Origin of the sequence: Clostridioides sp. ZZV15-6383 (assembly GCF_020657735.1) — a bacterium.
Taxonomy (GTDB): domain Bacteria; phylum Bacillota; class Clostridia; order Peptostreptococcales; family Peptostreptococcaceae; genus Clostridioides; species Clostridioides difficile_D.
The window spans coordinates 41,291-52,308 of the sequence record NZ_JAGWCV010000026.1 but is presented as its reverse complement, the minus strand read 5'-3'; the positions used below and the strand labels follow the sequence as shown (position 1 = coordinate 52,308).

Sequence of the window (11,018 nt, the reverse complement as noted above, 5' to 3'; positions counted from 1 at the left end):
ACATGTAATATTAGATACTTTAGATATGAAATCTTAAAACTTTTATATATTGAAATACTTCTATATATATATTATTGTATATTTCTTATAATTTATTGTCAATTTATTTTTTCTCAAAAATAGAATAATTGCATAATTTTTTTCAAATTATGCAATTCATAAAATTTATTCCCAAAACTCTTTTATTGCTTCTATTATCTCACTATAAGGCAATGAAGTAGCTTCGATTATTGATTTGTTTGTCTTTTCTAAATAATACTTAATCATATGATATCCAAAATCGTATCCTGCACAATAAGGTAATCCCACTGGAAAATATCCTTGCATTTTAGCTATGTCATCACCATAAAGATAGGATGTTATATTTTGAAATCCAGTTTCTTTTAAGGCATTTTTGTGAATAAGTGAGAAGTATAATTTTAAATTAATTTCATATGTAATATTGGAAATGGATTACCTTGTCCATCTATTTCAGACCTATCAAACTCTTTAAAGCCTAAGTGAATATAAAATCCCACAGCTTTTTTATTTTGTTCATTTACATCAACATATTTTACATTGTATTTATCTATAGCATATGTTATTAATTTTTTACCAATGCCATTTCCTCTATATTTATCTTCTATAAACAGCATCTCAACTTTATCTTTATCTATCCCTATAAAAGCCTTTATTGAATCATTATCTTTTATACAAACTATATGTTCTACTTCTTTAAGCCCAATTTCAACTAATGGTATCAAAGATTCAATATCTTTTTCTGTTAAAAAATTATGAGTTGCTCTTACTGACGATTCCCAGACTTGCAACATTTCTTCATATTCTGTTGAATTTATTTGTTTCATTTCAAAAATTATTCCAGATTTCATAAAAATTTCCTTTCTATATTACTTTTAATTGTATAACACTTCTTTATACAAAACTTAGAAAGGACTATGAAGGTTAAATATCATAGTCCTCATTAAGTTTAAATATTATCTATTATATATTTTTAGCATTTATATACTATAATCTAGCAAATTTACTACAATAATTCACATTAGTTTATACTAAAGGAGCTTCTATTTGAGTAGTAAAAAGGAATTTATGGCAGTGACCATCATTAACAGTAGTTTCTCCACATACTAAGTGAATGTGTTTATCAGTTCCAGGTATTCTAATTGCTGGTCCTGTTGTAACACATATCTTATGGAAATGGTCAAGGAAATCTACATTATCATTTATTTTATGAACATGATTTGTACCACCATTTATTGGTATAACTTCACCAGTAACTCCTGCTGCACGGTGATTATGTCTATCATCACATTCTTCTGCTAACTTAACACTTTGTGAGTATTCATGAACATGTGTCATTTCCTCATAATCATTATAGCACTTGTTACATTTATTATATTTATAATCATCATATACATAATCTCTTTCACATTTATAATTTTGATAACTCATTTTTATATCTCTCCCTATATTATATTAAGAAATTCTTTTAAGGAATCTCTAATATATAGTATGAATTAAAGTCAAAAAAGTTCATATTTTGTAAAATTATGTATTTATTTTAATTATTTTTCCCAGTATTTAGGATGTACTAGTGAGGTTGGCAACTTCGTATTAGAGTCTCCTTTTGCAGTATTAACTTGTAATTGTGTTAAAAATATACTATTCTCAAGATTAGCACCTCTAATATCACAATCTCTTAAATCTGCTCCTATTAAATTTGCTCCACTCAAATCTGCATCCTTTAAATTTGCTGCTATTAGAAATCGCCACTTTAAATCTGCTCCTATTAGATTTGTTTTTCTAAGGTCTGCTCCTATTAAATCTATATTTTTTCTTAATTTTTTCATATTTTTAAGAGTAGAAGTCTTGATAAATGATTTAGCTTTTTCCATTACAGAATCACTCGCTTGTGATAATAATGAATTAACCTTTGCTCTATGTGATGTGATATCCAAATCAATTAGCTTTTCTGGAGTCATATTAGTTATCTTTTCAGTTTCTTCAATTATTAAGTCAATTTTTGATTTGATTGTGTCTGATATATTTAATACAGATGCTTCTTTAAGGTACCATAACATTTCATGTAGCTGTCTCATAATTAAAAATACTTCAGACATTTGATTTGATACTTCTGGTGATTGCATCCAGTCTATACCCTTATATGTTACTTGTGCTACTTTTTGACCTGAACCAAAACAATCATATGCAGTGCACCCTTTAAAACCTCGCTTCATAAGATTATTATGTACAGAACATTTAAAATCTGATTGCAAATTAATACAGGGCTTTCCTGATTCCTTATCAATAGGAAATCCATCTGAAGCAGAAAAATAAAGAGCTACACAACAAAGTCCAAAACACTTCTTACAGTCAATTTTTAGCTCATCAAATAACTTATTATTGTATATATTTTTATGTATATTTATCATATTTTCTCCTTTTAAACTTTTTTTAATAATATATTATTTATAACTAAGTTATAATCAAATCTCTTATTTAACATTTCTTATGCTTAATTATAATTTAAGATATCATTTATTCCAATAGTATACATAAGTTTCTTGATATTTGTAACAATACTTTTTATGCTAAAGTTTATTTTAAATATAGTTGTAGAGGAGAGAATATTTTAGTATCCAATTATTTTCATATTTCTTCTGAAGATTGAGGAAATGGGGTATGTTGGTTACAAGACATCATTATTTCATATTACTATGGAAAAAGCTCAAAGCCTTTAGTAAAATCCAGTCGTCCTAAAGTTTTTACTCTGTATAATAGATTGGATAAATGTATTGGTGAATATATTAGTAGAAGTGATAACAGACTTTATGAGCGAATAGGTAAAATGTTCAGAATATCTATTGAGGAATAAACCTATTTCAACTATACATTAATAAAATCTGTACTTAATAAAACCATAAGAAAATATAAAGATAAATAAACTTTAATTACTTAATAGACTCTTATGGTTTTATACTGTAATAGAAAATTATAAACAACATAGTTTATTTATAATTTTACGCTTTTTTAACAACAGAAGATTTTAGTTTCATAGCTCCAAAACCATCTATCTTACATTCTATATCATGTCCATCTGATGGGTCATGGATTAAACGTATATTTTTCACTTTTGTTCCAATCTTTATAGATGATGAACTTCCTTTTACTTTAAGGTCTCTAATTACTGTAACAGAATCTCCATCATTTAATACATTTCCATTTGTATCTTTGATAATATTTGAATCTTCTTCAGCTCCCAATCCTAATGCCCATTCATGAGAGCATTCTGGGCAAACTAAAAGAGTTCCATCTTCATAAGTATATTCTGAATTACATTTCGGGCAATTTGGTAAATTTTCCATCTTTATATGTCCTCCATTTGTTATTTTTAGATTTCTTATTATATAAAATTTCTTTTGAGCCTTTATGATATCATATTATACTTATATTTACAAACTACTAATTTACTTAATGTTTAAATTCTATTCGTGGTATTATTAAACTTGATTTAGCTGTAATCTCTTTCTTATATGTTGATATTATTACAATTTTATGACTCTATCTGCCTGCTCCGATAACTCTAAATCATGAGTTACAAATACGATAGTTTTACCATTCTTATTTAGACTTTTAAGTATATCAAATACTATGTCTCTATTTTTTTTATCTAAATTACCTGTAGGTTCATCTGCAAATATTACTTCACATTCTTTTAATATTACTCTTGCTAACGCTACCCTTTGTTGTTCTCCTCCACTCAATTCGTATATCTTTTTTTTATTGTATTTTCTAAGACCTACAGACTCAAGTGCGTAATTTATTTTTTCATTATGGTTGATATTTTTTTGATACTTTAAAGCAATTTTCAAGTTATTTTCAACATTTTCATTCTCAATTAAAGCATAATTTTGAAATAGATAACCATAAAAATCCCTTTGTAAAATTCTTATCTGTTTACTATTTGGATTTTTTATATTATTTATTATAATATCACCAGAATTAGGTTTTTCTAATAATCCCATTATATTAAGTAAAGTTGTCTTACCTGAACCACTGTTTCCTGTTATCGCTACAAACTCGCCCTTAGAAATTTCTAGGTTAAATTTGTCTATTATAGATTTATCTTTAAATTTTTTCGATATATTTATTAATGAAATCATCTTTTTAATGTTCTCCTTTTATAATTTTATTAAATGAACTATTTGAGATAATCTTGTCTAATATAATAGATATAATTAATTCTACAACTAATATTAGAAGTCCTAATAAGATAATGTTGTTATTTAAATCTACTCTTGTTGATATAATGCTTATTGGAATAATATTTGTTAATATTAATGAGATTATTAACAATATACTTCTAGATGTAGTCGAATAACCAAATATTTTTTTAATATATAGCTTATATTTGTTTCTTTCATAGTAGCTAGCTACTATATTGTAGGTAATCATTAAGTTTGATATTGCTATTATTATTATAGTGAAAATCTCACTATTCAAAGATTTTTCTAGTTTATTTATTTCTAAACCATACTCATTGTAAACAGCATGTAAACTTTTAATATACGCTTCTACATCTTGAGCTTCAATAATGTTACTTATATCTGCAAGAGCATCTAATTTCTTAGAATTAAAATAGACACATCTAGATATATAAGAAAGATAAAAAGAATCATCAATATTATCTATGTCAATTATTGCTATTGGGTCATCAATGAGATTTCTATTGTCATCCATAACAAATGAGTTATAAGTAAAATAGCTTTGATTATTATCTACATATATTATGTTAACATTTAAATCTGATTTCTTTGTTTTATTTAAATCTCTATTTAACTCCTCATTATACATATTTTCTACTTCTATTTTTTCAAAGTAAAATAATTCTCTAAATTCTTTTTTAATCTCATTTTCATGTACTTGTAATTTTTTAGGAACTAATAAATTTATAGTCTTATCGTCATAATTAATTAGATTAAATATTTCTTTGCCATTTGAATAAATAGGGTTAACTTTAAGATAGTTCTTATTTATCTTTATATTTTTACCATATTGACTTACTTCTGGGTTTTTACCCCTCGAGTTTATTTCATACATGTAACTTCCATTTTCAAGTTTTTCAAAATTAGTTGTATCAATTAAGAAAGCATCTTTTTCTTCTACTAAACTTTTATAGAAGCCTTTAATCTTAGCATTTTTAATTACTTCTTCCTTTCCTAAAGATTGTTCGCCTGTATCTTTAAGAGTAAGATTATAAACATTTTTTGCTTTATCCCACTCAGATAGATTTCCCAACTGAGTTTGTAGCATATTATAATTTGAAATACAGTTATTTATGGATAATACAAGAAATGATACAAATACAATTTTCAGTGTGAAATGCATTATATTTATAAAACCATAAGATTTTTTCCCATTTAGAGCTAACACATATTTAGAACTTCTACTATTAAAACTAACTATTAATGTGGTTATAAAAATATTTATCAAAATACATGCAATTGAAAATATAACAAAGTATAAACATGCTTTAACACCCAAGTTTAACTTTAAAATATAGATTATATATATTAAGAATGCTGTGATAGATGATAAAATCATAATTCTAAGTATATTTCTTAAAACTCTAATAATTATATCTAACTTAGAATATCCATTTAATCTTAAAATAGAAGCCTCTCTACTCACACTAACTGAATAATGTATTATTGTAGCCAAGAAGCAAAGAATAATTAATATTAAATCTCTAATTATTGAAGGATTTAAGTATAAATTTGAATCAACATATCTATCATGTAGTTTTGCTACAAAAACACTTCTGTCTACATTTAACTCTTTTAATATTTTATTTATTGTATCTTCATTTTGAGTTGAAATATATAAGATTCCTGATTCTCCAACTTCACTTATTTTATCAAAATCTCTAATCAAAATTGATATGTCTTTACTCATAGTTGAGAATTTACCTACTTGATTACTATTATTAGTATTTATATTACTAATAAATTCATTTGAATTAGCATTAGGGAATTCTCCTAATTTTAACTTTATGTTGTTATCCAAACTTGTATCAGTCGTATATATAGATAATTTTTCATTATTATTAAAAACATACTTTGATATGGTCACATCATTTTCATCTGCAATATCTTTAATCCACTTACTATAATTTTTATCTAATTTTTTATAATCTTTAAACATTACAGATATACTTGTTGTATCATTATACAAAATATTATTAATTTCATTATCTTTAACTATATTCAGACCTAATAAAGATACTATTAATAGTTCAATTGTAAATAATACATATATTATCTTTTTCATTTATAGCTCCCCTCCTAATTATTTTCATTCTAAAAGCAAAAATACATTTTACCTTAATTAAAGTATAATATTTTATACCTCTTCTAAACAACTACTATATTGTCACATTCTAAATGGCAAGTGTCTATTTTGTCATAAAGATAAAAATAACCTTAAAACAGTTAATTTTTTATAATCAACTGTTTTAAGGTTATTATTTATTTTTACCAAACAATATTTCAATGATAATGTACTTATTTCTTCTTGCGTCCATAGACATAGCCATGTACATTCATCAAATCCAATAAATCCATTGAAAACTTTACCTTCTCTACATGCACATTGAAGGGTAGAATGAATACATTTGCTAAAGAACAATGCTTCTAGCTCAGGTCTTAACATGTGAATATATCGGCAATAAAAAACTAAATCATCCACAAAAAGATTTTCATAATCTCCATAACACTGAAATCTTTATTGTTTGTTCTACCTTTTTTATTTACACATTCTATCAAATAACCAATTCCCATACCTATAAAACTACCTACTACTCTCCACATAAAATTATCTGTAATAAATCCAATTGATATCCCCACTATAAAACCACATATCATGAAATTCTCTAAAAGTTCATCTTCTGACTTATTTAAATTTTTTCCAAAGTTCAATATTATCACCTCATCTCAACTTAATTATATTTATATATTAATCGATTCACAATCCTTATATAGTTGCATTACTGATTTTATCTATATTCTAAATTAAGGTAACAAAGATTAAAAAGGCTGTATCATAGCAATTATAAACTACTATGATACAGCCTAAAGGTTAAACTTCTCTTATATTTTTAATAATTTCACGAATCTTTTTAGCATTTTCAGCAATATCCCCAACAGTACCTTTAGTTAATAAACCACCAAATCCGCATACATCAACTCCATTTTCCAGCCATACATGTAAGTTTCCAAAATTAATTCCACCACTTGCTAAAACCGGCATATCAGGTATTGGCGTTTTAAATACATTTACTAGTTTAGGTCCATAGAAATCTGATATTGGAAAAGCCTTGATAAAGGCAGCGCCTAAACTCAGTGCCTCTACTGCTTCAGTCAATGATGTACATCCTGGAGCATAAGCAATTTGATATCTATTGCAAGTTTTTGCTACATCTTCATTGTAATTTGGTGCAATAATAAATTGAGCTCCATGTAAAATAGCATGACGAGCTGTTTCACTATCCAAAACCGTCCCTGCTCCCACACAAAGTGCTTCGCCATATTTTTTATTAAGCTCTTGAATTGTTTCTCCAGCATTATTCAAGGTATAACTCATTTCTATAACTGTTATGCCACCTTTTATACAACCTTCAGCAATTTCACATGCACGATTAAGTGTTTCTTCTCTTACAATTGCAAGAGCCCCACATTCTGCCATTCTTTTAGTTATATTCACCTTTTTCATATCATCACCTCTATATTCATCAAACCACTTCGCTTCTCCATTAATTTAAACCTCATTTTATGATACATATGTTAGTCATATACCAGTCTAATTGCCCTATCTACTCTCACTATTTTTATTAAATAATACTCTATAATTTTCAACTACTCTCTTAATTTCTTCAAGTACTTCTCCAGTTGGTTCAGTTACAGGAAGTCGTGCATTCCCAACATTAATTCCATTCAAGGCAACAGTTTTCTTTATAACAGATGGAATTGTTCCAAGCTTTAAGATACGGCGAAGTTCTTCTATACTATTTTGAGCTTTTTGAGCCTCTTTCAAATTACCTTTCATAAAGTTATCATAAATGGCAATATCAATTTCTGTAAGAAAGTTTGCTGTTGCAGCAACAGCACCTTGAGCACCAGCTCTCAAGCTTTCAAGAATAAGTGAATCTGAACCTGAAAATACACTGAAATCCTCACTCTTAGTTACTTCAATATAAGCTTTCATGTTGTCAAGTTTACCACTACTATCCTTAATTCCAATAATAGTCTTTATCTTTGACAATTCACACACTGACTCTGGTTCAATATTAATTCCAGTCTTCCCTGGCATGTTGTACATCATAATAGGTAAATTAACTGAATCAACAATAGTTTTATAATGTAAAATTAATTCCTCCTGTGTTGGTGTTACAAAGTATGGTGTAATAATAGATAGCGCACTTGCTCCAATAGTTTCCATTCTCTTGGATAAACTTATAACTTCACGAGTTGAATTACCGCCTGTTCCAACAAAAACAGGTACACGGTTGTTAGTGTGATTGATAACAATCTTTGCAAATTCAACTTTTTCATCATCTGTCAATACATGACATTCACCATTAGTTCCCAAAATAAATAATCCATAGATTCCTTTTTCAATTAAATAATCGATTAATTTGCATGTTGCTTGTTGATTTATATTTTGATTTTTATCAAATGGTGTTATCATTGCACATATAATGCCTTTATATTTCATAAAATTATATTCCCTCTCTAATAGACTTTCCAAGACTTCCTGCTGGATGCCACTTCAAATACTGTTGTGTCTTAAGACCTTTAGCATATTGTAATGCGACACTTAATGATTGTAATACTATTGTTTCAGCTAGAATTGAAGCACGAGGAGCTTTATTAAGACAATCCCCTTCCTGATTAACTCCTGCGAACAAGAATATATCACAAATATTCTTTAAAAATGAATTAGCATTACCACTTACACCAATTATCCTTGCTCCATTTATTTTTAGTGTTTCAATAGTTGCTTTTAACTCTTGAGTTTCACCACTATTTGATATTGCAATAACAACATCTCCTTCAACTACTTGACCACTTGACCCATGTACTGCTTCTGTACCATGCAATATATATGCTGGTGTTCCAGTAGATGAAAGCAGTGAGGAAATATATCCTGATACATGCCCTGGTTTACCAATACCAGTCACATGTACACGTCCATGATTCCTTTCAGCTTCAAAAATTAAATCACATGCTTTATTTATAGACGTCTCATCTATTGAGGCAATAAATTCTGATACTTCACTAGATAGAGTGTCTAAAAATGCAGATAATGTATTTTCCATAAGACTATCCTCCTTGAAATTATAGTGACTATACTTAGACTTTTACATAATTTAGTCTAAATAGGTTTTATGAATTGTAAAATATTATGTAATATTGAACCAACTACGTTATAATCAATGTTAGGGAAAGTTGCACCCTCTATACCAAGAGTTCCATAAACTGGATATAGTATAACTGGTAAAAATGCAAGTAATAATCCTACAACGAACGACCCAGCAATAGCCCCTCTCCATCCACCTGAAGTATTACCAAATATTGCAGCTGTACCACCTGAGAAGAAACATATGTGAGCAGCTGGAATAATTACTACAGGGAATATACTAGGAAATGATGCCATAATAGCAATCGCTAATAGACCAGCAGCATATGCTGAGATAAATCCAATAATAACTGCATTTGGTGCATATGGGAATACTGTTGGAACATCTAGTGCAGGACGTGACCCTGGAATATACTTTTCTGAAATGATTACGAATGCTGCAGTTATTTCGGCTAAGAACATACGAACACCTGACATCAGTATTGACATACCAGCTACAAATGTAAATGCCTCTATAAGCGGAAATACTAACCAATGTGTTGAGCCAGCAATCTCTTGAGTAAATGCTTGACCAGCTTTTAATGTTGCAATATAAAATAAGATTAGCATAACTATGGATAGACCCATTAAGAAGTCTCTGAATATTGATAACCACTTAGGAAATTCTATAGTCTCTGTTGTATCATCTTTATGTTTCGAAAATAAACGCCCAATATAACCTGATAGACCATAACCAATCATATTAAAGTGACCAATAGCTTGTTCATCACCGCCTGTTAATTCACGCATAAAGGGTTGACAGAATTGAGGCAATGCAGCAGACATAAATCCTAATATAGCTCCACCTATTAAAATAGTGATTGTATTATCGAATCCATGTGCTTTCATGATTAAAACTAATACACAAGAAAAGAATAAACTATGACCTGTTGTAAAGAAAATATTCTTAAACTTTGTAATACGTGCAAATACTAAATTTAATATGAATCCAAGAATTAATGTACATGAAACTGCAAAACCATATGTACCTTGTGCAAGTGCTGTAGCTGCTTCTGGTGAAGCTATAACACCAGTAATTCCAAAGCCATGTTGGAACAGTTTATTGAAATTTTGAAGTGCTCCTGTCATAGCAGAGGCACCAATACCAAATATCAAAAAACCGATAAGTGTTTTTGAAGACCCTGTAAATACTTCAACAGTTGATTTCTTTTGAAGAATCAATCCTATACATGCAACTACACCTAGCAAAACAGCAGGCGTACTCAACAAACTAATAATAAACTCCATAAACATTCCTCCCTATTTTCTTAAATTTATACCTCTTTTGAAGCAAGGAATTTTTCTAGTGCTGTCTTAATTTCGTTTCGGTCAACAATATTGTGAATTCCAATTATATCAAACTTCAAATTTTTATTTTTTAGTTCTTCAGCAACATCAATTAATGTTTCTACAGCATCTCCATTGAATCCATTTAATGAATCCAATGAACCATGTTCTACTTCAATTGGAAAGTTATTTTCCTTAATAATTTGTTGAGTCTTTATTTTTAACATTAAACTTGAGCCAACTCCTGCTCTACATGCGATTAAAATCTTATACATAAT

Annotated in this window: 14 protein-coding genes; all 14 read right to left on the bottom strand. The window is 28.1% G+C overall.

What is annotated here, in order from left to right:
- Positions 1-165 precede the first annotated feature (165 nt).
- Positions 166-363 carry a DUF2268 domain-containing putative Zn-dependent protease gene (locus KGF42_RS11190; protein WP_413927012.1) on the bottom strand — a complete coding sequence of 66 codons (198 nt, stop codon included), beginning with the start codon at positions 361-363 and terminating at the stop codon, positions 166-168.
- Between the two features lie 56 nt (positions 364-419).
- A complete protein-coding gene (locus KGF42_RS11185) occupies positions 420-869 on the bottom strand; it encodes a GNAT family N-acetyltransferase (RefSeq protein ID WP_227820912.1) in 450 nt (149 codons plus the stop codon).
- A 175-nt stretch (positions 870-1,044) separates the two neighbouring features.
- The gene (locus tag KGF42_RS11180) at positions 1,045-1,449 is read right to left on the bottom strand and encodes a YmaF family protein (protein WP_054275464.1); all 405 of its coding nucleotides are present in this window, start codon (positions 1,447-1,449) and stop codon (positions 1,045-1,047) included.
- Positions 1,450-1,562: 113 nt separating this feature from the next.
- Positions 1,563-2,429, bottom strand: coding sequence for a pentapeptide repeat-containing protein (locus KGF42_RS11175; RefSeq protein ID WP_227826328.1), 867 nt, complete (start codon positions 2,427-2,429; stop codon positions 1,563-1,565).
- Positions 2,430-3,017: 588 nt separating this feature from the next.
- Positions 3,018-3,362 (bottom strand): zinc ribbon domain-containing protein YjdM, encoded by a 345-nt coding sequence (locus KGF42_RS11170; protein WP_227826327.1) that lies wholly within the window; start codon positions 3,360-3,362, stop codon positions 3,018-3,020.
- A gap of 180 nt (positions 3,363-3,542) precedes the next feature.
- Positions 3,543-4,160 carry an ABC transporter ATP-binding protein gene (locus KGF42_RS11165; RefSeq protein ID WP_003435768.1) on the bottom strand — a complete coding sequence of 206 codons (618 nt, stop codon included), beginning with the start codon at positions 4,158-4,160 and terminating at the stop codon, positions 3,543-3,545.
- A 4-nt stretch (positions 4,161-4,164) separates the two neighbouring features.
- Complete coding sequence (locus KGF42_RS11160) at positions 4,165-6,327, bottom strand: DUF1430 domain-containing protein (RefSeq protein WP_227826326.1); 2,163 nt, start codon at positions 6,325-6,327, stop codon at positions 4,165-4,167.
- A 132-nt stretch (positions 6,328-6,459) separates the two neighbouring features.
- Positions 6,460-6,708: a hypothetical protein gene (locus tag KGF42_RS11155; RefSeq protein ID WP_227826325.1), complete on the bottom strand. Its 249-nt coding sequence runs from the start codon at positions 6,706-6,708 to the stop codon at positions 6,460-6,462.
- 23 nt (positions 6,709-6,731) lie between these two features.
- Positions 6,732-6,974 (bottom strand): hypothetical protein, encoded by a 243-nt coding sequence (locus KGF42_RS11150; RefSeq protein ID WP_227820918.1) that lies wholly within the window; start codon positions 6,972-6,974, stop codon positions 6,732-6,734.
- A gap of 160 nt (positions 6,975-7,134) precedes the next feature.
- Entirely contained in the window at positions 7,135-7,767 is a 633-nt protein-coding gene (locus KGF42_RS11145) for a ketohydroxyglutarate aldolase (protein WP_227826324.1), read from the bottom strand.
- 96 nt (positions 7,768-7,863) lie between these two features.
- Positions 7,864-8,769, bottom strand: coding sequence for a 4-hydroxy-tetrahydrodipicolinate synthase (dapA, locus tag KGF42_RS11140; protein ID WP_227820920.1), 906 nt, complete (start codon positions 8,767-8,769; stop codon positions 7,864-7,866).
- 4 nt (positions 8,770-8,773) lie between these two features.
- The gene (locus KGF42_RS11135) at positions 8,774-9,373 is read right to left on the bottom strand and encodes an SIS domain-containing protein (RefSeq protein ID WP_227826323.1); all 600 of its coding nucleotides are present in this window, start codon (positions 9,371-9,373) and stop codon (positions 8,774-8,776) included.
- 56 nt (positions 9,374-9,429) lie between these two features.
- Positions 9,430-10,701 (bottom strand): PTS ascorbate transporter subunit IIC, encoded by a 1,272-nt coding sequence (locus KGF42_RS11130; protein WP_227820922.1) that lies wholly within the window; start codon positions 10,699-10,701, stop codon positions 9,430-9,432.
- A gap of 26 nt (positions 10,702-10,727) precedes the next feature.
- Positions 10,728-11,015 (bottom strand): PTS sugar transporter subunit IIB, encoded by a 288-nt coding sequence (locus tag KGF42_RS11125; RefSeq protein WP_054275472.1) that lies wholly within the window; start codon positions 11,013-11,015, stop codon positions 10,728-10,730.
- Between the last annotated feature and the right edge of the window lie 3 nt (positions 11,016-11,018).

Coding starts and splice junctions, on each gene's coding strand:
- KGF42_RS11185 (WP_227820912.1), bottom strand. CDS start 869: ATGAAATCTGGAATAATTTTTGAAATGAAACAAATAAATTCAACAGAA.
- KGF42_RS11180 (WP_054275464.1), bottom strand. CDS start 1,449: ATGAGTTATCAAAATTATAAATGTGAAAGAGATTATGTATATGATGAT.
- KGF42_RS11175 (WP_227826328.1), bottom strand. CDS start 2,429: ATGATAAATATACATAAAAATATATACAATAATAAGTTATTTGATGAG.
- KGF42_RS11170 (WP_227826327.1), bottom strand. CDS start 3,362: ATGGAAAATTTACCAAATTGCCCGAAATGTAATTCAGAATATACTTAT.
- KGF42_RS11165 (WP_003435768.1), bottom strand. CDS start 4,160: ATGATTTCATTAATAAATATATCGAAAAAATTTAAAGATAAATCTATA.
- KGF42_RS11160 (WP_227826326.1), bottom strand. CDS start 6,327: ATGAAAAAGATAATATATGTATTATTTACAATTGAACTATTAATAGTA.
- KGF42_RS11155 (WP_227826325.1), bottom strand. CDS start 6,708: ATGTTAAGACCTGAGCTAGAAGCATTGTTCTTTAGCAAATGTATTCAT.
- KGF42_RS11145 (WP_227826324.1), bottom strand. CDS start 7,767: ATGAAAAAGGTGAATATAACTAAAAGAATGGCAGAATGTGGGGCTCTT.
- dapA (WP_227820920.1), bottom strand. CDS start 8,769: ATGAAATATAAAGGCATTATATGTGCAATGATAACACCATTTGATAAA.
- KGF42_RS11135 (WP_227826323.1), bottom strand. CDS start 9,373: ATGGAAAATACATTATCTGCATTTTTAGACACTCTATCTAGTGAAGTA.
- KGF42_RS11130 (WP_227820922.1), bottom strand. CDS start 10,701: ATGGAGTTTATTATTAGTTTGTTGAGTACGCCTGCTGTTTTGCTAGGT.
- KGF42_RS11125 (WP_054275472.1), bottom strand. CDS start 11,015: ATGTATAAGATTTTAATCGCATGTAGAGCAGGAGTTGGCTCAAGTTTA.